Genomic DNA, 21,212 nt, shown 5'->3' with positions numbered 1-21,212 from the left:
GTGTTTGGGTATAGGAGTAAAAAATGCTCAGCCGCCAGAGGGGGCGTGTGGCGTTCACAGCATGCGCCGCTGAAACGCCTGTGGAGAAAGCAGGAAGGCACGTTTGAAGGCTTTGTTCAAATGGCTCTGATCGAAGAAGCCGACTTGTTGTGCCACTGAAATCACACTGTCTCCCCTGAGTAGGGCTTTCTTGGCATATTCCAGGCGGATCCGCTTTAAATAGGCATGTGGCGTCATGCCGGTTCTCTGGCGAAACTGCCTAAGCAGTTGGTATTGGCTGAGATCCAGCTCCTTGGCAAGCTGCGGCAACCGAAATGGCGCAGCGGGATCGGCATGAAAGGCTTCTCTTAACCTATCGAGCTGACTCTGACTCAAGGCGTGGGGCTGTCGCTCGGTATTGAGCTGGCGGCCATGCTGGCGCAGCAGCTTTTCCAAAAAGGTGATAACTGCGGCTTCGGGAACCAGGAGATCATTGGCGGCTATGGGTTGTGTCAGCAAATGGTGCAGCTGGCAAAATTCCCGATACAGCGCCGGATGATGCAACAAAGGCGCGGCAAAACTGAAATGCCCCAGGCCGAGATCCCGCGCCAGTTGCTGCAGCCAGTCATGGGGCAGGGACATTACCAGGGCACAATAGCCCTGTTGTTCGCTGCTCTGGCCATCATGGCTGCTGTCGGGATCCAGGGTCGACAGCCAATGGGGTCTCAGGTGCCAGGTTTGGCCACGGTAATGAAAGTCCTGGCCGCCGTGACTGACCACACCGATATGAAAGTCCAGATGAACATGGGGCTCGAAGTGAAAATGTTGAAAACTGGCCCGACTGATCTCCAGTTCGGGATGGGATGGGGCGCGCCAGTAATGGATTTTCTCCTCGTGCATCTTGCTATCCTGGGTAAGAATTTATGTTATCTTAGCGGTCGGTTATCCAGGCCGCCTAGTAAATTATTGCACGGCCGGTATCAAAGTCAGACCTATAAACACCGATAACAGATTGGAGCCCACTGTGAAAGGACAGATCTTAAGAGAAATGAAAGTGCTGAGTGCTATTGAACCTGAATATGAGGTGGAAAGGCGGGTCGCATTTCTTAAGGCCAAACTGCAGGAGGCTCGCAGCCAGACTCTGGTTCTGGGGATCAGTGGCGGGGTCGATTCCTCCCTGGCCGGACGTTTATGTCAGTTGGCGGTAGATTCACTCAATCAAGGTAAAGCCGAGGCTGAATACCGTTTTGTGGCCATGCGTCTACCTTATCTTGAGCAGCGTGATGAACACGAGGCGCAGCAGGCGCTGGCATTTATCCGCCCCAGCAAACTGGTGACAGTGAATATTCATGAGGGGGTGAGCGGCATTCATCAGCATGTACTCAGTGGCTTTGACCGCGCCGAACTGGCGCTACCGGATGCCAAAAAGGTTGATTTTGTGAAGGGTAATGTCAAGGCCAGAATGCGGATGGCGGCCCAATACGAAGTGGCAGGGCTGCTGGGTGGCCTGGTGGTTGGGACAGATCACAGCGCCGAAAATGTTACCGGTTTCTATACCAAGTGGGGCGATGGGGCCTGCGACTTGGCGCCGCTTTTTGGCCTGAATAAGCGTCAGGTCCGGCAGTTGGCCGCCTTCCTCGGTGCCTCGGATACCTTGGTATACAAAGCGCCAACGGCGGATCTTGAGTGTGACAACCCGGGTCTTGAAGACGAGGCTGCCCTGGGGTTGAGTTACGATCAGATAGACGACTTCCTTGAGGGTAAGCCGGTTTCCGCCGAGGTGGAAAGCAAGATCATAGCCATTTACAAGGCGACGCAGCATAAGCGCAGGCCTATCCCGACTATTTACGACTAACTGCTCAAATTGAATCGTAAAACGCCGCGTTGATCGCGGCGTTTTTTATGAGGGCTAGCGTAGCGCCTGACGCAGCAGCAGAATACTGGCGTTGGGAAATTGGCGGTAATCCAGGTAGGGGACTTTCCAGCGCCACTGATCCAGCCGCTGTATCCCAGGCGCACCGTTAAGTCTCTGCCCAGCATCGCCGGCGATATTGAGTTGGTGGGCGGCTTGATTGCCAGCGATAAGTGCTATGCCGTTATCGGTTATTAGCTCGGTTGCGCCAATCTCCAGTGCGACCTGGGAAAAGAGCCCCTGCTGCAGAAAACTACGCCAGTCTTCATCCGGGGCAAATATCTTGGCGCAGATCACCAGGATTTTGCGCCAGTGGTTGGAGTTGGCGGCTATCAGGGCAGCGGTGGCATCGCTCTGCTGCCAGTGCCAGTCAAGCGGCAGTGTTGGCGGATTGGGCAGATAAACCCGTGCTTTGGCCAGGTCGTTACCAATACGCAAAGGAAATGAAGGCGTTGAGTGTGCGTGCACGTTTGCTCTCTGTTAGACTTTTATGCCAATAGATCTCAGTGAAATGCCGTTTCAGCGCCGCCACTTTGGGGCAGTTCGAGGTAAAGGTCAATGAAAACTCTGCTTATCAGCTCGGGGAAACAGCTTACTATTGCGCTCTTTTATGCTTGTTTCGGTATAGGGCTGGCGCTGACTGTGACCGGGATCTGGTTGCTCAACGATCGTGCCGATTTGAGTCCCTGGCATACTCACTTTCTGAGTCATGAGTTTGATCGTCACAAGGGCGTCGAAGACTTTAACGATTATCTCAAGTTGGAGCAGCAACTGTTTGCCGAGCTTGATCAGGAGCTTGGTAAACTTTCCGGTGGCATAAGCTCACCGATAAATCGCTATCACAGCGGCAGCATAGCAGATCCCAAGCGCTGGGCTTTTCCCTGGAATCAAAGTTTCGAGTGGGCCAATGCCGATGCGCAGTTCGGGCTCTTGCTGCTCCATGGTATGTCAGATTCACCCTACGCCATGCATCAGTTTGCCCAGCAGTTTAAGGGGCGCGCTTATGTGTTGGCGCTGAGGTTACCGGGACACGGCACTCTGCCATCCAGCCTAGTGCGCTTGGAATGGCAGGATCTGGCCGCGGCCGTTAAGCTGGCCAGTCGCCATATGAGTCAGGTGCTCAATGGCAAACCTCTCTATGTGATAGGTTACTCCACTGGCGCCAGTCTGGCGCTCAATCATGAGTTGGAAAACCTTCACAAAGGCAGGCCTACTGACTATGAAAAGGTGGTCATGCTGTCACCAGCCATAGGTTTGGCCCCCATGGCGGTCGGCGCGCAGTGGCAGTCGCAGCTGGGTTATATTCTGGGGCTGGAGAAACTCAGCTGGAATACTATTTCACCCGAATATGATCCCTTTAAATACAGCTCCTTCGCCGTTAATGCCGGTGATGTGGTTTATCGCCTGGCGCAGCACAATAGCCAGCGTTTACTGGCTTTACCTGAAGAGAAAAAACGCCAGTTGCCGCCGATTTTGGCATTTCAGTCGCTGGTCGATGATTCGGTATCGACGAGAGCTGTGCTGGAGAACCTGTTCCTGCAACTGCCCAAGGGAGCCAATGAACTGGTGATCTATGATATCAACCGTAATCAGGTGAACCTCAGTATGACACCTGTGGATCCTCTGGCGGAGATCAGCGGCATACTGGCGCGAACTAATCTGACTTTCCGGGGAACATTGATTGAGAATCAAGTGGGCTTTAGCCATCTGGTGCAGGCCAGAGAGTTTGGTACTCATACTGGGGTAGAAAAACTCGACTTCAAATGGCCTGTGTCTGTCTATTCCTTGTCTCATGTAGCCTTGCCGTTTTCCGCCAACGACAGTCTATACGGTAATCAAATGGCCACAAGCATGGATCGCATTCAAATTGGCGCTGCAGCGTCCCGAGGCGAGCGCGGTGTCATCAGCATTCCGGCCGCCGATATGCTGCGCCAGCGCTGGAACCCTTTCTTCGATTATCAGATGCAGCGGATTGAAGCCTTTTTCAACCAAGATCCTGAGCCGACAGAGTACAGATGACCCGGTTACGTCCCTCGCTTTTGGCTCGGTACAGGTTGGCATCGGCTTCTTTCAACCACACCTCGAGAGAAGGACTGTAGGAGGCGTTGGCAACCAGGGCGCCGATACTTGCGGTGACGCTGATCCTGCGTTGATCTTCGGGGTTGATGATTTCAAGCTCGGCGATCGCTTGACGTATTTCATTTAGGTACTGTTCTATCTTGAAAGGGTTACACATGGGGAGCAGTAGCAACAGCTCTTCACCGCCATAACGGCTGATAAGATCCGAGTCGCGCTTGAATTTTGTCTTAAGTAAATCGGCAACCCGTTTCAAGGTCTCATCGCCGCCCAGATGACCATATTCATCATTGACCCGCTTGAAAAAGTCCAGATCCATCAGCACCACGGCTATGGCCTCCTGATTGCGCTGACACAGACTTTGTAAAGTGGTGAAACTTGCTTCGGCATGGCGCCTGTTGGCAAGCCCAGTGAGGGGATCGGTTTGAGCCAACTGTTTGAGTTTGCGGTTGGCTTGCTCCAGCTCCAGAGTTCGAATAATGACTTTTTCTTCTAGATCCAGCTGGTGGGCCATCAATTGGCGTTGGCTGTCCTTGAGCTCACTGTAGAGGTGAGTGACTTCCACAGGCACATTATGGCCATCTAGCCGCTTATCCTCAGTGAGGCGCATGCCCTTATTGATTTGCTCGGAAATCAATTCCAGTGGTTTGGTCAGGCGTTGGCCCAGCACTCTGGCCACCAGTAACGACAACAACAGGAACAACAACAATAGGGCAAAAGTAAACATAAACTGGCGCTCTACTTCGTGCAGTAATGGGGCGTAGGGGTCGAGCACAAAAATTTGCCAGTTGTTTTGCAGGCGATACTGGCTGTAGATATATTCCGGGCTGTCATTATCCAGCGCCTTTAGGTTAAGCATGGGCAATAAAGAGCTGTAGTGCTTGCCACTTTGGCGGTAGTTGAGTTGCTCGAGTTTGGGTAAGGCCAACGCCTTGGAGGCGTAAATAAGACGCATATTTTCATCGACAATGAACATCGACTGATTGGTCTGTTCCAGAAAGTCATTATCCAATTCGCTGAAACGATTGAGATTTAGCGAACCTTCTACTATACCGATAACTTGTGGGCCTGTGGCCAGGTACAGTGGGCTGCTGATGGCGACTATGGCATCAGAGCCAAAGCCCCGGCCGAGAAATACAGGAGAAATAAACAGGCGTTCATTGAAAAACGCCTGCTGAAAGTAGTCTCTGTCATTGATCCTCTTCTCACTGCCTTCAAGTTCCTCGAGCCCATTGATGGGGCTGGCCTGCACTATACCGCCATCGCCGTTGGCAATCAGCATGGTTAAAAAGCCGGGGTTGAGTTTGTGCAGCCGTGACAGCATCCGCTGCAACTCATCCGGGCTGGGAGAACTATGTTTAATAAGTTCGGCGGCGGTAGCAATAACCGATTTATGTCGCTCCAGATAATGCTCTACCGCCAGGCCGATATTCTTGGCGGTTTCATGTAAGTGTTTACCCAAGATCTGTTGCTGCTTATTGACCCAGTAATAATTGAATACCAGGGTAGAGAGCATCAGGCTCAGGTTAAGCAGCAGTAAAAAGCTGTAGAAGAGTTGATTGCCAAAGCCGCTGCGCTTGGCGGGTAGCTGTGGTTTGGTTAGGCGCGTCAACGCAGGGGTTACCAGTAAAATCAAGCAGCCCAAGGTGATATAGACCATGGCATTGACCGATTGCTTAATGACGACGAAGGGAATGTATTCAGATGGTAAGTCGCTGAAAAGGTGTAGGTAACCATATATGAGCGGCATCCCCAACAACAACCAGAAACCGGCGCCTCCGTAAAACACCGGGACACGCTTCATCCGGGTGATACCCAGCACCAGTGCCTCGAGACAGAAGAGTAGATAGACGTGCGGGCTGTCCCATTGCAACATCAAGGAGGATACGCTGATGGCGGCGGTGAGCAGGGCATACCAAGGTCCCAGTAAGATGGCGACAATCACATAGAGGGTATTACCCAACACCAGTTGCACGTTGGCAAACAAGGGGATAGGGAAGCTGTTGCAGGCAAAACCTATCAGGCCGGCCATCAGACTCAGCAATAGGGGTTGTCGATACCAGGGCAAGTGGGTCAAGTTAGTTCCAACTTCAGTCTGGAGTAAACGAATAGTTAATGACAAATGCTAGAGCCAAATGGTTTATTTAACAATAAGTTTTAAAAACTTGTCTCAATCGTATCCAATCGCTAATTCGAGCTGGTAACCGCCAAGGTTAACGGCAGCACGTCTTGGTGGGAGAGGGGCCGGATTTGCTAGTAAAAGCTGCCAGGCTGATAGAGACGATATAGCTGAGGATAGCGGACGGGAAATGTATCAAGGCGCCTTTGATATCACAACAAAGCGCCTTGATGTGTTTGACAGCCTTATTCGCCCTTGAGGCGCCGATCCAGTTGATCTTTCAGGTTGGCCGGTACGCCTTTGATCAAAATGGTATCCGAGACAGGATCATAGATGACCCGCTCGCCCAGATGTGAGCTGTCAAAGCTTAGGGTCAGACCGCCACCGGTGCCGGAGAATTTCTTCAACTGCCTCAGGGTAGATTTATCGGCCGGAAACTCCTCTTCCAAACCGTAATCACCGCCAACGGCGAAGTCATAAAAGGAGTCCATGCCGGATTCGGCCAGTTCATCGGCCAGATCCTTGAGCATGACTTCACTGCCGCTGTCGACCTGGGAGGTACAGTATTCAAACACCCGGTCGCGGCAGGTTTGACGCTCTTCTTTGGTCAAGTCGCCGCCACCGACAAAGTCTTCCACCGCCTGCATCAGGGTCTTGCTCTGCTGCTTAGGGTTCACCCCTTCGACGCAGCCCATAAAGTCGAGGAAGAAGTCGGCCACCTTGCGTCCCGCTCTGCCGCGGATAAAGGAGATATATTTGCGTGACTCACTGTCGGCCTGCCATTCGGTGAGGTCGATTCGGGCCGCCAGTTGGATGTTATTCAGATCCAGGTGGTCGTTTTGCGACAGCTCCATATCATCCAGCACTGTCATTGACGATTTGGCGTTCAGCAGTGCCACAAACAGATAGTCGCTGGCCATAAAGGTGTAGCAAGCCAGCAGCAAAAAGCCGCCTTGGCTGAAGTCATACTTGGAGAGTTCTTCCTGCAGCAGTTTGCCCGCGGTAGCTGAGAACTCTACAAAGCCTTGCTGCCCATCTCGATAGGACTTGAGCGCTTCCTTGAAGGCGGGATTGGCTTCGCCATCATCACCGGGGACACCAAAATAGCCAAAGCCTTTTCCCGCTTTGCTGGAGTAACTCTGGTGCAACTCATCAAGCATGGTCTCAACGGCCTGGCTGTTCAGCAGTGGTTGAGGGCGCAGACGGCAGCTGAGCTGGCCTTCGCCATTTTGGGTGATTGCGTGAATAATCGCTTGTTCGACGTGAATACTCATAAGCCCCGATAGTGATACTCTGTTGTAAATCCGCTATTATATGCCGCTAATCCTTATCTGAGTGAATCATTTTTTATTTATGGCTATCCAATCAAAATATACCAATGCGCAAGTTGAATCTCTGATCGCCGAATTGCTGGCTGTGCTGGAAAAACACCAGGCTCCGACCGATCTTGGCCTGATGGCGCTGGGGAATGCGGCTTCGCATCTGCTATCGACCAAGGTGCCCAAGGAAGCTCGTCAGCAAGTAGCGGAGCAATTTGCCAAAGCATTGACACAATCCCTGCGTTGACTTGTCACAACTGAAATGCGCTAAGATAGTGGCGTTGTAAGTCAAAAAGCACATAATAGCAATCAATGTAAGATACACAGGCACTTACAAAAAAGCGGATCCATATGGTCGAGCGAACAAAGCAGTTGGGCAAGGATAAAGTTTCACGCCTTATCAATTGGGGGCACTGGTTTGCCTTCTTCAATGGCTTTTTGGCCATGATAGTCGGCAGCCGATATCTGGACAGTGTCGGCTACCCGGAAACCTGGATTGGTTGGGGCTACCTTGGCGTCAGTACCATAGGCCATTTCAGCTTTCTGGCGTTTATTGTCTATCTGGTATTGCTGTTCCCCGTCACTCTGCTGTTGCCTTACTCGCGTATCCTTCGGGGATACGCGGCAGTGGTGGCCACCCTAGGCCTGTGTATCATGCTTTATGACACCATAGTCTATGACGACTATGGTATGCATTTGAGTCCCTTTGCCGTTGATCTGGCCTGGGCCGACCTCAACAGTCTGCTGCATGGCACCTCTTATATCGTCACTCCCCTTGGGATCCTGGCGCTGGAGTTGACCGCCGCCAACTTTATCTGGAAGCGGATCGAGAAAATTCAAAGGCGCAACTATGGCAACAAGGTGGTGGCCTTTATCGGGGTTTGCTTTGTCAGCAGCCATCTTATTCATATCTGGGCCGATGCCGCCGATGTCACTGAAATTACCCGTTTCGATGATGCCTACCCGTTATCCTATCCGGCGACGGCGCGCACCTTCATGGAAAATCACGGTATAGATGGCTCCAGCAGCTTGAAGGTGGATACTGAAACCAGCTTTAAATACCCAAGGGCGCCGCTGACCTGCAATGCAGAAGAACATCCCAATGTGCTGCTTATTGCCATCGACAGCCTCCGGGCCGATATGGCCGACGAGCAGACTATGCCGTTTTTCAGTCGCTACAGTAAACAAAACCACGCGTTTATGAATCATCTTAGCGGCGGCAATACCTACCGCAGCGGCATGTTTTCACTGCTTTATGGCCTGCAGGGCAGTTATATGGATGCGGTGGAGCTGAATTACACCAGCCCCTTGCTGGGGCAAAGCTTCAAGCAGCAGGGTTATAATCTGGGGCTGTTTACCAACAGAAGCAATTATGCCGAGGCGCGGCCTCAGGCAATATTCCGTGATTTTGATACTCATATTGCCGAAGATGCGAGTGGCAGTGCCATGGCCGATATTCAAAGTATCGACAGTTTCAAGCAGTGGCGAGCCCAGCAACAAGCCCCTTGGTTTGCGCTTTTGAACCTCAAATCGCCGGAAGACTATGATACGCCAGTGGGCTTCCTCGGGGTGCAGACAGTCAAACCCGACCACGCCCTCAAGCCAGCGCAGAAAGTGTTGTTCAATCAATATCGGCAATCGCTGAACTTTATCGACAAACAGCTGGAGCAACTCTTGTCTGCTATGCCGGAAAACACCCTGGTGATTATCACGGGAGTCAATGGCAAGGTGTTCACCAGTAACGCCGATGAAGCCAGACGTGATTTGTCACCGGCTAATGTCAGTGTGCCACTGGTGATCCATTGGCCCGTTGGTGGTCATATACAGGCCAAATATCGCACCAGCCACTATGGTTTGGTGCCGACCTTGATGAGCCAGGTGCTGGGCTGCAGTAATCCACCGACAGATTACAGCGCCGGACGCCACTTGCTGCAGCCCGACAGTCTCACCTGGGTCTATGTCGGTGATGCCAGAATTTTTGCCATCTATCAGCAATCGGAGATCACTGTGATTGACCGTCATGGTCAATATCGTATCTATGACAAGGCTTATCAGAATCGCCTAGACAAGAAGATGAGTGCCCCGGAACTTATCGAAGTGATGCGCGAAGGGCGGCGTTTGTACAACCATTAAGCGCCGCGGATTAAAGACTGAACGATAGAGGAAAAACAGGCCACAAACTAGGCAGTTAAACTAAAAAACCACAGATGGAGCTTGCACAGCTTCGCGACTGTTGGTAAAGTTCTGCCTCGTTGAGACGGCACACTGCGCCAGCCGCTCAAGACAAATATCGGTATGTAGCGCAGCCTGGTAGCGCACTGTCATGGGGTGTCAGGGGTCGGAGGTTCGAATCCTCTCATACCGACCACATTCAAAACAAAAAAGCCCAATCAACAGATTGGGCTTTTTTGTGCCTGTCTTTTTTGCATCAGTCTTTTTATCTATGTTTGGTCAGCCGCGAAGTCAGTAGTCTTGTTGGTTTATGCTGCTGTGCCTGTTAATGGTCAAGGTTCCCAAGCCAGGAGAATGAACGGCGGATAAAGCGGGCGGCATCCCGGGACTGCCCTGAAACAGGCAAAAGTCCAGCTCGGTAAGCCATGGCGCTATGGGGCTGTTGGGCGAGTCTGCCAATTCGCTGAAAAGTAGCTGGTCGAAATGCAGAACGCGGCGTTTTTGCCAGTTCTTCGGTCGCATAGCTTAACGCGTTAGGGAAGGCTTGCTGCTAATCTTTGATAAACAGATGGTGCAATGAGTTGGGCGCCAGCAAGTCTCTGACTTCACCGAGGGCCATGACTTCCTCGAGTAGTCCGTCGCTGAGCGCTATGGGGGAGTGTGCCAAAGCGCGCCATCATCAAGCCTGACCACTGTCATCCGGGTAGTGGATGGCAGACCAAAGAAAGGCACTGTCTTGCTTGCCACTATCCAGATGTTATCACCGAAGGGGTTGAGTCTGTGATTGGGCATTGCGGTTTCTTGGTATCGCCTAATGGCATTATCATCTAACGCCGATGATCCCGCTAGTTGTCAATGTCACTCCTGCGGGGCTTTTAGCTCCCTCAAGTAGCGGTAAATGGTGTGCACCGAAATATCTAGGCGCTTGGCGGCCACCTGGGCGCTATCCTTGAGTTCAAAAATGCCGGCATCGAACAGGCGGGTCACGATTTCACGGTTTTTTTTCGATGGCGGGATCTGTTCACAGTGGCGTACTTCTTGATTGACCTTGTCTATGGTGCTGTGCAGCGTTTCCTCAATATTGACGGCGAATACTTCTGACGTACCGCTGTGCTCTGTAAGCGGGGATTGTTGCGGCAGCATGGAGCGCAACACAGACATCAAAGGCGCATCCATATCCGTGTTGATACACAAAAGGCCTATGGCCATCTGTTTTTCGTTGCGGATAACCGTGGTGATGGATTTTAGAGTCTTGCCATTACCGCTTTGGCTCAGATAAGTCTCGGAGATATCCTGGCCGCGCTTGAGTTTTTCCAATGCCAGATTGGTAATAGGTGCACCGACACGGCGGCCGGTAATATGGCCGTTGGCTATTTTGATGACCGAGGGGTTCTCTCTATCCAGGCTGTGTAAAACCACTTCTGTGTGTGACCCATACATGGTGGCGATACCGTCGACCACATTTTTGATGGCGTTGAGTATCTCCATGTCTTTGGGAGTTAACTTGTGAAGTTTCACCGCTATCCTTGTGTGAAAGCCCGGTTATTGCCGGGCACTGGAGCTTAGGCAGACATGATACTGATAATGGTATTGTCGGTCGACACCATGCCATCACAGATCATCTGTCCCAGATTCTTGATCGTTTGTTCGACATCGGCGGCGACTATGCCCTGCGTCGATACGGCATGTTGGTTGAGCGCCATCAAAAATGCTCGTACAGCCGCGCTGGACGAGGTGCTGACCTTCATGGCACAGGAAGCTTTGGCGCCGTCACAGACCATGCCAGTGCTGTCGCTGATGACATTCTGAATGGCGTAACAGCTTTGTTCAAAACTGCCCCCGGCAAGATACACCATGGCCATGGCCGCCGCGGCACTGGTCACTGTGTTGCCGCAAAAAGCCGACAGTGGCGGGTAGTGGGACTTGATATAAATGGCGCCGAGGTGGCTCATGATAAGTGCCCGGGCCAGCTGCTCTTCACTGCAGCTGAACTTCTTGGCGGTGACCACTACCGGCACAGTCGCGGCTATGCCCTGATTGCCACTGCCAAAATTGCTCATGGCCGGTAGGCTAGCGCCACCCATGCGCGCATCCGAGGCGGCGGCTGTGTACATGACTATCGAATTGAGTAGATCGTCACTCAGCAAGCCGATATCGATATTTTTCTTCAGCGTTCGGCCCACTTCCAGACCATAGGCCGAATTCATGCCTTCGTCGGACAAGCGGGAGTTAAGATCGGACGCCGCCAGAATAAATCTTATTCGGTTAACATCTACACCGGTGGCAAACTCATAGATTGCGGCAATGCTGATATCGACGCCGTTGCATACCGAAGCAGTACTGCCTTGGGCTGAGGCTTCGGCCTGATACAGCAACTGGCCATCGAACCATTTCTCGGTAATTCGGGTATGGCTGCCACTGATAACGATTTTAACCTGGTGTTTGTCGTTGGCAGCGGTTACCGCGCAATAAATAAACTCGTCTGCTTGAATACGGGATACCTTGACCATGCCGGCATCAATAAGCGCCTGGGCCTCGGCCACTTGCGCCGGGTTGATATTTGCCAGCACTTCAAGATCGGCATTGGCATCGCCGCCAAGGGCTCCTGCTGCGGCGGCAATGGCCAGGCCTATCTTGCCGGTACCGGGGACAAATACGCCCATGGCGTTTTTGTAGAGGTTATCCGAAACCTGAACCTCCAGGTTTAAAGGCTTGGCGCCCAGCGTTTCAGTGGCGACAGCAGCGGCATAGGCTGCGGCAATGGGCTCGGTGCAGCCCAGCGCAGGGCGCACAACTTGATTGAGGATAGCTATATATTGTTGCCACTGTGGTTTCATGACTGGGTTCCGGCGAGTCTGAGTTGGGGATAGGCAAGGGCTTGGATTGCGATCACTGTACCAATATGGCCCATAATCCCTTGAGATAACTTGCAACTATTTTTGAATGCGTTTCGGCTTAACGATGCAATTATTTGCATACCAAGGCTGTTGTGCAAATTTATTTTGCCATTAATGAGACGGCAATTGTTGCTAGTGTGACTCACATCTTGTAATTGATGGCGTTTTTCATTTAATCCTTTGATATCAACAAAATTGCAAAAAAGAATGGCTGCCCAGTTAAAGTGGTGCAACTTTTTTTGCAAAAAATAACAAGCAGTATCCAATAACATTTAGGGTCGTTATATGAAAACTGACACTTTGGCACCAGAGTGGGGCGCGGTCATTACTCGGAATGATACGCAGGCATGGAAGGAGGCGACCCGGTTTGACAGTACTGATTGGGGTTGGATCATCATGTCGATCGGCATGGCCATAGGTGCAGGTATCGTCTTTTTACCTGTGCAGGTGGGTTTAATGGGACTGTGGGTGTTTCTCTTGTCTGCCCTTGTCGGTTATCCGGCCATGTATATGTTTCAAAGGTTGTTTATCAATACCTTAGCCGAGTCCCGTGAGTGTCGGGATTACCCCAGCGTGATTGGTGATTATCTGGGGAAAAACTGGGGCATATTTCTCGGTGCCCTCTATTTTGTCATGTTGGTGATCTGGGTGTTTGTCTACTCGACNAGCGTGATTGGTGATTATCTGGGGAAAAACTGGGGCATATTTCTCGGTGCCCTCTATTTTGTCATGTTGGTGATCTGGGTGTTTGTCTACTCGACGGCGATCACCAATGACAGTGCCTCTTTCCTGCAAAGTTTTGGAGCCACCAAGAATCTGTTGTCTGAAAACCCCTTCTATGGTCTGGGGCTTATTTGTCTTCTGGTTGCACTGGCTTCCCGCGGCGAAAGCCTGCTGTTCAAGATTTCGACCCTTATGGTGCTCACCAAGCTTGGGGTGGTCGCACTGCTTGGGCTGATGATGGTCGACAAGTGGGATATCAATAATATTGGCGCAGTGCCCACTAGCACCGATTGGCTCCGCGATGCGGTGGTGATGTTGCCCTTTACCTTGACTTCGATCCTGTTTATTCAAAGCCTCAGTCCCATGGTGATCTCATACCGGGCCAGGGAGAAATCCATCGAGGTGGCGCGCTTCAAAGCGATGCGGGCGATGAACATTGCTTTCGGGATCCTGTTTGTTACTGTGTTCTTTTATGCTGTGTCCTTTACGCTGGCGCTGGGGCATGAGCAGGCGGTGAAAGCCGAACAGGAAAATATTTCCGCCCTGGCGATAGTGGCGCAGGGGATGCCCGGTCAAACGCTGAAGCTCTTGAGCCTGACACTGAACATCTTTGCGGTGATGACGGCCTATTTCGGGGTCTATTTGGGTTTTCGGGAAGCGTGTCAGGGGATCACCATGAACCTATTGCAGCGCGTTATGCCCAAGGAGAAGATCAACACCAAGCTGGTGGGCTACGGCATCATGGTATTTACCATATTGCTATCCTGGAGTGCCATTGTGTTGAACGCCCCAGTGCTGAGCTTCACCTCTATCTGTAGCCCAATATTCGGCTTGGTTGGCTGTTTGATCCCGGCCTATCTGGTTTATCGGGTGCCGGCGCTGCACAAATACAAGGGCGTTGGCCTGTACGTGATTATCGCTACAGGGATCCTACTGTGTATCTCGCCCTTCCTGGCATTCAGTTGATTGACTTGAAGTTTGGATGTTAAAGAATCGAGTGAAGAACGCCCCGCAATGCGGGGCGTTCTCAATGGCGCGATAGCAAATTGACGCCGAGGGGGGAGGCCAAAACTTATGTGAAGAGCTCAGGCCTTGTCCTGCTGCTGCAGAAAGTCGTGAAACTCTTCTTCATAGAGATGAAACAGCACTAGGGTAACGGCAAAGATGATAGGGCCGTAGATCAGGCCGATAAGCCCGAAGAGCTGCAGTCCTCCCAGCAAAGAGAAGAAGATTAGTAAGGTACTCATGCCGGCAGAGCCTTGCATCAGAATCGGCCTCAGGAAGTTATCGATAGAACCAACCACCAATATCCCCCAGGCACAGAGGAACAGGCCCCAGCCCCAATCGCCGGTCAAGGCCAGATAAAGCGCGGCCGGTACCCAGATAAGTGCGGTACCCACCACAGGGATAAAAGAGGCGAACGCCATCATGCAGCCGAGGAATAATCCGGGCAGGCCGACTATGGCCATGGCGATACCACCGGCAAGGCCTTGTGCCAGGGCGGTGAGGAAGGAGCCGAGTACTGCCGATTTAGCCACTTTTTCCACTTCATCGAGAATTTTATCCTCCTGGCTGCGGGACAGGGGGATCACATGTCTGAGGCTGGTAATTATCTGTTCGTTATCCCTGAGGAAGAAAAACAGCACGAACAGCATCAGGGAGAAATTGACAAAGAAGCCGGTGATATTGCCAAGCAGTGCCGTGCTCAGGCCGACCAGTCGAGTACTGAGCTCCGTAAGCGCTGCGGTAGCTTTTTGCAATATTTCCTGCGGATCTATGCTATCGAACGGCAACCATTTATTGGTCAGCGTCAGCGACGATTGTACCCAGGGATGCTCAAGCAACTCTTTGGCGCCACCATGAGTCAGCCATTGATAAGCTTGAGCGGCGGAGCTGACCCCTTGCTCAATCACGGAAATCAGCATAAACAGCAGCGGAATAAGTATGATTACCGTCAGCAAAACACAGGAAAGCAGCGCGCTCAGATTGGGGTGATTGGGGAGTTTCGCCTCGATGCGCTTGTGCACGGGTAAAAACAGTAAAGAAACGATAAATCCCAGCAGAATCGCGCCCAGATAGGGAGCGACTAATAGATAACAGGCATAAGCCGCAATGGCCAAAGCGGCGAGGATTAACCAATGGCGGGGTTCGACCCGAAAACGTACGGACACGGGAATTCCTTGTTAATTCAAAAAGTATGTTGAGTTTGCCATCTGTGTGGCGGGGGCCACATGCTTGGACCCGGACTCGAGATGACGGCAGTTATTAAACCACGGAGCGGCAGCGCAAGAGAAGAACTGCATAAGCTATTGGGCGCAAATAAGTTTGGGGTGGCGAAATGTTCCCTTCTAGGCGCAGAACATGCCAAATTTGCCATCGGGGAGTCGGCATATAGTGCCGTTTGCTTTTTAACGCCTGAGTATTTGCTGAACGTAAGCAAAATAGAGCGAGTTTCCGATAGGATTGGACTCCTGAATGAGGCATTATGTCGGGGTTGCCGGTGAAGTTTATGCCGGTTGTGTCGATGTTAACTCCGGCTTACCGGCCTTACCCAAGTGTGCGGGAAGTGCTCTTGAGGAGGCCGTAAAGAACCGGCGTGAGGTTAAGGGAAGACCATGTCATTTAATCAATCTTTGAGTAAAGGCAAGAGCGAAGCGGCCCAAGAGGGAACTCTGACATCCAATAACCGGGTCAGTAAAAAAGATATGCGGATAAGCGCGGCTCGCAGGCGAATAGAGGATATTCGAGAGCAGATGGCCTTGTCCCGTGAGTTGGGGGTGGGAGTGTCGGCAGATGAGCTGGACTTTGACTGACAGCCAAGCTATTACTGTCCTTGGAAAGCCCGCATTCAAGCGGGCTTTTGCTGATCAAGCCTGCATTGCGGCGTGATAACGCTCGAAGGCCCGTTCGAGGTCGGCAATCAAATCGTCCGGATCTTCCAAACCTATATGCAGTCTCACCAGGGGCTTGCTGCTGTCCCACTGGGTTGCCGTGCGCAATTTCTCTATGCCGGATATCGCCAGAATAAGGCTCTCGAAGCCACCCCATGAAAATCCCATCTTGAAGTGTTCCATCCCTTCGACGAAGGCGGTCATCGCTTGGCGGTTACCCTCTTTGAGCACGAAGGAAAACAAGCCGTTGGCGGCGCTGAAGTCACGCTGGAAAAACTCGTGACCCGGGCAACTGGCAAACGCCGGGTGGCGCAGGTGATCCACTTCCGGGCGCTGCGCCAGGAAATTGGCCACTTTGAGGGCATTTTTTTCATGTTGCGCCATTCTTACCCCCAGGGTTCTCAGCCCCCTGGCCGCCAGAAAGATATCGTCCGCAGAGGTGCACTGGCCCATGAGATAGCTGTTCTCCCTCAGGGTATCCCAGTGTGCTTCATTGGCGGTCGCCGTACCCAGCATCACATCCGAGTGACCCACTATGTACTTGGTGGCGGCCTGAATCGAGATATCGACGCCCATCTCAAACGGGCGACAATTGATGGGGGAGGCCCAGGTGTTGTCCAGCATGGTGACCAATTGATGTTCATGGGCGATACGGCACAGGGTCGGCACATCCTGGACTTCCATGGTGATGGAGCCGGGAGACTCCAGAAACAGCACTTTGGTATTGGGGCGGATAAGCTCGCGGATACCGGCGCCAATCAAGGGGTCATAGTAACTGGTTTCAATCCCCAGCCCCTTGAGCAGCTTGTCGCACAGATCCCGGGTGGGCTCGTAGACACTGTCTACCATCAGCAAGTGATCGCCGGCCTTCAGAAAAGACAGCAGGGCACCACTGATGGCCGCAGAGCCTGAAGGGTAGAGCGCAGTGCCAACACCGCCTTCGAGTTCGGCAATGGCCGCCTGAAAGGCAAAGTGAGTCGGAGTGCCGCGGCGGCCATAGAACATCTCCCCTTTGGCGCGATTGGCCGTGGCGTGGCGCATCTGTTCCATGCTGTCAAATACAACGGTTGATGCTCGAAACACGGGAGGATTGATTACTCCCTTGCTCCACTTTTTGTCCCGGCCGAGTGAGACCAGCTTGGTGGCTTTCTTCATGGATGCAACTCTTGTTTGTGATGGCGGGGCGGGCGCCCCTTTGAGGCATCTTAACATTGAATCTTGTCATTGCCAGTGCGGTGGGCTTGAGACTTGTTCAAGTTGGCCGCGGCTTAAAGTAGCGGCAGGCTGACCCGAATTTCGACACCCGAGCCATCGCTCAGGTTGCTGGCACTGATATGGCCGCCATGGAAGGCGGTGATAAGCCTGGCGATATAAAGTCCCAGTCCCAGATGAGGTTTGGACTGCATCGTTTGCGGCCGCACTGAGACCATGGACTCGAAGATCTGCTCGGCCATGTTTTCCGGCAACAGTGGCCCTTGGTTTTCCACCCTGAGCAGGGCCTGTTTGCCCTGCACCTTGAGGCTGATGCGGATATCGGTATCGGCTTTGCTGAACTCAATGGCGTTGCTGACCAGCTTATCCATCAGCTGGGCGATATATTCAGGTACGCCGCGCATGGTCAAAGGTTCATCCGGTAACACCAGCACGAAACCTTGTTCCTTGTAAGTCATCTGATACCCGGCGACGCAGCCTGCCACTACCTTGGTCAGCGGGAATTCATCTATCTCGGCCTGGGACAGGGACTCCTCGAGCCGGGTGGCTTCGCTCATGTTGGCGAGGATCAGCCATAAGCGGTTGACCCCTTCCTGGGCACGGTCGACATACTTGGCCGTGTCCTTGTCCAGTTGCTGCAGACTCAAGTGTTCCAATGAGCTGCGCACCACGGCCACCGGGGTTCTCAATTCGTGGGATAGCCGTGAGGACATGTTTTCCAGATAGTGGGTATATTGCCCCAACCGGTTGACGATATTGGCAAAACTGCGCGACAGATCGCCGATTTCATCGCGCACTTTTGAAGGTGGAATGGTGTCGCGAACCCGCCCCTGGCTGTCGATGGCGCGCTCGGCCTGATCCCTGAGTTTGCGAATGCGGCTGGAGATCCCCGAGGCAAACACAAACAGTGCCAGGGTTCCCATGGCCATCACGGTCAGGATCACATTGAACAGCTTCTCCAGTGCCCGGTTACGCAGGGTACGGATACCATGGGTGGTTTCCTCGGCAACCACGGCGCCCATCACCTTATCGTCAATCCAGATGGGGCTGGCCGCCGCCAACACCACCGCCTTGTTATCCGGTGTCAGGCGCCAGGTGGAGGCCATCTGGCCATTCAGCGCCCGGCGAATATGGCTGCCGCCGAGTTCGGTCGAGTCCTGCAGTGAGTCGATAAAATCCATAGGTGGCTTGGTCAGCACTGTGTAGTAGATGGGGTGTAGATAGTCGTGTTCCAGTTTGCCAAAGAAGCTTTCCGGTTGCCGCTCCTCCTCGACCGAGCGGGTCCAGACACTGGAATCGGCGCGAATATCGCCCGACTTGGCCAGCACCCGGCCATGGACATCCACCACCCAGATCCGCGAGCTGTTATGCCCCATGCCTTTGATAATACTTTCAATTTCCGGTGATGGTACCAGAACCGTCCCCAGCTTGTCGGCGCGGTCTGTGGCCGAGGTACCGACTATGGCTTCCAGCCTGCGGCTCTTTTTGTCGTTGACATCATGAATGGCAAAACTGAGTTTACTGCCCACCATCTCCAGCGGCATTCTGAGTTCAATATTGTAACCCTTATCGGTTTTCAACCATTGGCCCTGAATGCGGACCTCTGGTGTCACCGGGGCGCTGAGCGCTGGATTTTCAGGCAACTCGAAGGCGCTGAGCCAGCCATCGTGCTTGTTGGCTATGGTGTAGCGGCGAAAACGGCCATCTGGGGCCAGGGTGGCGATAGCCAGATAGTCGTTGCGATCCACACTTAGGCTGTTGCGGCCGCGGTAAATCACCTTTGGATCCGTTACCTCGAAAAAGCCGTAAAGGTAGCCGCCATATTTACCTACCATATGGGTAAAGCTCAGCGTTGACTGGCTGTCACTCAAGCGCATCAGGGTATGCTCTTCGCCATAGGTCATGGCGCGATGGCGGTAGGCCTCCCAATCATTGAGGCGGCCATCCAGCTGAATGGGGCCGTTGAGCGGATAGGCGTAGAGATCGCGGCCCTTTTCCACTTGATTGAGGAAACTGGCCTGGCTGTCGAACAGCCTGGGTCTTTCATGCAGCGCCGTAGCCAGGGCCTGAGTGGTCCCTTCCAGGGTTTTCTCCTGGCCGTGACGCAGATATTTCTCCATCTCCCACACATACTGATAGCCAAGCCAGGGCAGGCACAGCAAAAACAGCGACAGTACCAGAGTCTTGGTTCTGAGGCCTATTGGCGGGTGATAGGAGGGAAACTTCAAGATTCGGGATCCCAGCGATAACCCATGCCATAGACGGTATCTATACAGTCAAAGGCCGGATCGGCGGCGATAAACTTGCGCCTGATCCGCTTTACATGGGAGGTAATGGTGCTGTCATCGACATAAATCTTGGCTTCTTGCATCAATTCGGTGCGGCTGCGCACATGGCCGGGATGTTTGGCCAGGGCGTACACCATCCAGAATTCGGTCACTGTCAATTCAATCGGCTGCTGTTGCCAATATACCTGAATTCGGTTGGCATCTATGGTGAGGGCGCCGCGCTCCATCAGGGTGTCGGCCGGAGCGCTGCTGCCGGCGAGTTCGCAGCGGCGAAACAGCGCCGCCAACCGCGCCAGTAAATGGGGAAAACTGACATCTTTGCTCAGGTAGTCATCGGCACCCAGACGCAGGCCACAAACCGTATCGAAGTCGCTGTCTCTGGCGGTGAGAAAAATAATCGGCAGGGTGCCCGACATCGCCCGCAGCGACTGGCACAAGGTAAAGCCACCATCGATTTCATGCTCCAGACCTATGTCAATAATGGCCAGATCCGGTAAGCGGGTGTTGAAGGCCTGCATCGCCTCGGGGCGGTTGGCGTAAGTCTGCACAGAGTAACCCTGTGATTGCAGCACATCTTTGTAGTTTTCTCTTATTGCAGCTTCATCTTCCACTATGGCAATGCGTTTCATCTGCCTCTTGTTCCTGCCGAGCCGTGAATAGCCGTGACTATACAGGATTTTAGCCGTGAAAAAAGCGATCGCTTCCAATTGCCATTTTGTTGCCACAATTGATAGCCAAAGTGCCATTTTTGCTCCCCAGACTTGCCATTTCAATGGGGTTTAATCATCTCAACGACGAGGAACGCTGCCAACTGGGCAGCAAGCTCTACAAGACAAAAGGAATCGAGATGATGAAAAAGACCCCCATAGCCTCCCTGATCATGGCATCACTGTTGCTGACTTCTTCTCTGGCGCACGCCGACAGCCAGCCAAACTTACCGACTCAGGAGAGAGACCACAACGAAGAGTTGGTTGGTTTTGGCACAGGCGCACTGCTGGGCGCCGTGGTTGGGGGACCTGTGGGGGCGGTTATCGGTGCCTTCACCGGTGGCATAGTGGGTAAGTCTGTGGGCGATGACGAGCAGCTCAAGAGTCAGCAGCAACAGCTGGCCGAGCAAACCGAACAACTGGCGAGTCTCAGTGAGAAGCAGCGAGCGCTGAAGGAGTTATCGTTGCAATACGCCGATGCCCAGAGCCGTCTTAATGCGCTTTCCCGCGACCGGGCTGCCCAGCTCGAAGAGTTGATAGTGGGTATGAATGTGCAGTTTCGTACCGGCACCGCCGAAATCGAACCCCACTTTGCCCGCCAGCTGGACGATTTGGCCTATGCCATGAGCCTGTCGCCTGAGCTGATGTTGGATCTGACCGGTTACGCCGATCGCCGTGGTAATTCTGATTACAACCAGACGCTGTCCGAGCAGCGAGTTGAGGCTGTGAAAAGTTATTTGGTTAGCCAAGGCGTTGCCGAAGAGCGTTTGCAAACCCAGGCTTTTGGCGCCAGTTCACCCCTCAGTGCCAAACAGAGCCGCGAGAGCGACTTCTTTGACCGTCGGGTTACGCTGAAATTGCAGACTCAGGGAGCTGCTCTGGCTGCCAATCAACAAAGCGGTAATTGAGAGGGTGCG

At 52.9% G+C, this 21,212-nt stretch carries 19 protein-coding genes and 1 tRNA gene; 8 read left to right on the top strand and 12 right to left on the bottom strand.

The annotated features are described in order from the left end of the window. Positions 1–54 precede the first annotated feature (54 nt). Positions 55–879: an AraC family transcriptional regulator gene (locus CBE72_RS13175; protein WP_100144050.1), complete on the bottom strand. Its 825-nt coding sequence runs from the start codon at positions 877–879 to the stop codon at positions 55–57. 124 nt (positions 880–1,003) lie between these two features. Here CBE72_RS13175 and nadE point away from each other — a divergent pair, with 124 nt between their 5' ends. Then, on the top strand, positions 1,004–1,834 hold the full coding sequence (nadE, locus tag CBE72_RS13170; RefSeq protein ID WP_100144048.1) for an ammonia-dependent NAD(+) synthetase: 831 nt from the start codon (positions 1,004–1,006) through the stop codon (positions 1,832–1,834). A gap of 54 nt (positions 1,835–1,888) precedes the next feature. On the opposite strand, the gene CBE72_RS13165 is transcribed toward nadE, so the two are convergent. Continuing rightward, positions 1,889–2,359 (bottom strand): DUF6942 family protein, encoded by a 471-nt coding sequence (locus CBE72_RS13165; RefSeq protein WP_157929087.1) that lies wholly within the window; start codon positions 2,357–2,359, stop codon positions 1,889–1,891. 90 nt (positions 2,360–2,449) lie between these two features. Between CBE72_RS13165 and CBE72_RS13160 the strand changes: the two genes are divergently transcribed. Continuing rightward, positions 2,450–3,910 (top strand): alpha/beta hydrolase, encoded by a 1,461-nt coding sequence (locus tag CBE72_RS13160; RefSeq protein WP_100144044.1) that lies wholly within the window; start codon positions 2,450–2,452, stop codon positions 3,908–3,910. Here CBE72_RS13160 and CBE72_RS13155 read toward each other — a convergent pair. Together CBE72_RS13155 and yejK are read right to left on the bottom strand one after the other, a co-directional pair. Then, on the bottom strand, positions 3,876–6,044 hold the full coding sequence (locus CBE72_RS13155) for a diguanylate cyclase (RefSeq protein WP_157929086.1): 2,169 nt from the start codon (positions 6,042–6,044) through the stop codon (positions 3,876–3,878). The two genes, CBE72_RS13160 and CBE72_RS13155, sit on opposite strands and share 35 nt — an antisense overlap. A 287-nt stretch (positions 6,045–6,331) precedes the next feature. Then, positions 6,332–7,360 (bottom strand): nucleoid-associated protein YejK, encoded by a 1,029-nt coding sequence (gene yejK, locus CBE72_RS13150; RefSeq protein WP_100144040.1) that lies wholly within the window; start codon positions 7,358–7,360, stop codon positions 6,332–6,334. A 79-nt stretch (positions 7,361–7,439) separates the two neighbouring features. Here yejK and CBE72_RS13145 point away from each other — a divergent pair, with 79 nt between their 5' ends. The 3 genes from CBE72_RS13145 to CBE72_RS13135 all read left to right on the top strand — a co-directional run bounded on the left by CBE72_RS13145 (position 7,440) and on the right by CBE72_RS13135 (position 9,773). Next, positions 7,440–7,652 carry a YejL family protein gene (locus CBE72_RS13145; protein ID WP_025011457.1) on the top strand — a complete coding sequence of 71 codons (213 nt, stop codon included), beginning with the start codon at positions 7,440–7,442 and terminating at the stop codon, positions 7,650–7,652. Between the two features lie 104 nt (positions 7,653–7,756). Then, positions 7,757–9,538 carry a DUF3413 domain-containing protein gene (locus tag CBE72_RS13140; protein WP_100144038.1) on the top strand — a complete coding sequence of 594 codons (1,782 nt, stop codon included), beginning with the start codon at positions 7,757–7,759 and terminating at the stop codon, positions 9,536–9,538. Positions 9,539–9,696: 158 nt separating this feature from the next. After that, a tRNA-Pro gene (locus tag CBE72_RS13135) sits at positions 9,697–9,773 on the top strand. Between the two features lie 452 nt (positions 9,774–10,225). On the opposite strand, the gene CBE72_RS20135 is transcribed toward CBE72_RS13135, so the two are convergent. The 4 genes from CBE72_RS20135 to CBE72_RS13120 all read right to left on the bottom strand — a co-directional run bounded on the left by CBE72_RS20135 (position 10,226) and on the right by CBE72_RS13120 (position 12,746). Then, a complete protein-coding gene (locus tag CBE72_RS20135) occupies positions 10,226–10,369 on the bottom strand; it encodes a hypothetical protein (RefSeq protein ID WP_157929085.1) in 144 nt (47 codons plus the stop codon). 66 nt (positions 10,370–10,435) lie between these two features. Next, positions 10,436–11,095, bottom strand: a complete 660-nt coding sequence (locus CBE72_RS13130; RefSeq protein WP_100144037.1) for a helix-turn-helix transcriptional regulator — start codon at positions 11,093–11,095, stop codon at positions 10,436–10,438. Positions 11,096–11,139: 44 nt separating this feature from the next. Further along, positions 11,140–12,414 carry an L-cysteine desulfidase family protein gene (locus CBE72_RS13125; RefSeq protein WP_100144035.1) on the bottom strand — a complete coding sequence of 425 codons (1,275 nt, stop codon included), beginning with the start codon at positions 12,412–12,414 and terminating at the stop codon, positions 11,140–11,142. Next, complete coding sequence (locus tag CBE72_RS13120; protein ID WP_100144033.1) at positions 12,411–12,746, bottom strand: hypothetical protein; 336 nt, start codon at positions 12,744–12,746, stop codon at positions 12,411–12,413. The genes CBE72_RS13125 and CBE72_RS13120 overlap by 4 nt, the downstream gene beginning before the upstream one ends. 13 nt (positions 12,747–12,759) lie before the next feature. Between CBE72_RS13120 and CBE72_RS13115 the strand changes: the two genes are divergently transcribed. Then, positions 12,760–14,163, top strand: coding sequence for an amino acid permease (locus CBE72_RS13115; protein ID WP_240613086.1), 1,404 nt, complete (start codon positions 12,760–12,762; stop codon positions 14,161–14,163). Between the two features lie 119 nt (positions 14,164–14,282). Here CBE72_RS13115 and CBE72_RS13110 read toward each other — a convergent pair whose 3' ends face one another. Further along, positions 14,283–15,368 carry an AI-2E family transporter gene (locus tag CBE72_RS13110; RefSeq protein WP_100144031.1) on the bottom strand — a complete coding sequence of 362 codons (1,086 nt, stop codon included), beginning with the start codon at positions 15,366–15,368 and terminating at the stop codon, positions 14,283–14,285. Positions 15,369–15,812: 444 nt separating this feature from the next. Here CBE72_RS13110 and CBE72_RS13105 point away from each other — a divergent pair, with 444 nt between their 5' ends. Next, the gene (locus CBE72_RS13105) at positions 15,813–16,010 is read left to right on the top strand and encodes a PA3496 family putative envelope integrity protein (protein WP_100144029.1); all 198 of its coding nucleotides are present in this window, start codon (positions 15,813–15,815) and stop codon (positions 16,008–16,010) included. A 54-nt stretch (positions 16,011–16,064) separates the two neighbouring features. Here the strand turns inward: CBE72_RS13105 and CBE72_RS13100 are convergent, their stop codons facing one another. The 3 genes from CBE72_RS13100 to pdsR all read right to left on the bottom strand — a co-directional run bounded on the left by CBE72_RS13100 (position 16,065) and on the right by pdsR (position 20,217). Then, a complete protein-coding gene (locus CBE72_RS13100) occupies positions 16,065–17,243 on the bottom strand; it encodes a cystathionine beta-lyase (protein WP_039033343.1) in 1,179 nt (392 codons plus the stop codon). Positions 17,244–17,356: 113 nt separating this feature from the next. Then, positions 17,357–19,528, bottom strand: a complete 2,172-nt coding sequence (pdsS, locus tag CBE72_RS13095) for a proteobacterial dedicated sortase system histidine kinase (protein WP_100144027.1) — start codon at positions 19,526–19,528, stop codon at positions 17,357–17,359. Further along, positions 19,525–20,217 carry a proteobacterial dedicated sortase system response regulator gene (gene pdsR / locus CBE72_RS13090; RefSeq protein WP_025009526.1) on the bottom strand — a complete coding sequence of 231 codons (693 nt, stop codon included), beginning with the start codon at positions 20,215–20,217 and terminating at the stop codon, positions 19,525–19,527. The genes pdsS and pdsR overlap by 4 nt, the downstream gene beginning before the upstream one ends. A gap of 218 nt (positions 20,218–20,435) precedes the next feature. On the opposite strand from pdsR, the gene pdsO reads away from it, so the two are divergent. Then, the gene (gene pdsO, locus CBE72_RS13085) at positions 20,436–21,203 is read left to right on the top strand and encodes a sortase-associated OmpA-like protein PdsO (protein WP_100144091.1); all 768 of its coding nucleotides are present in this window, start codon (positions 20,436–20,438) and stop codon (positions 21,201–21,203) included. The last annotated feature ends 9 nt before the right edge of the window (positions 21,204–21,212 follow it).

The sequence above is a fragment of the Shewanella carassii genome, from assembly GCF_002777975.1.
In the GTDB taxonomy this organism is placed as follows: domain Bacteria; phylum Pseudomonadota; class Gammaproteobacteria; order Enterobacterales; family Shewanellaceae; genus Shewanella; species Shewanella carassii.
The sequence above is the reverse complement of the archived record's forward strand: the minus strand, read 5'-3'. Positions and strand labels throughout refer to the sequence as shown.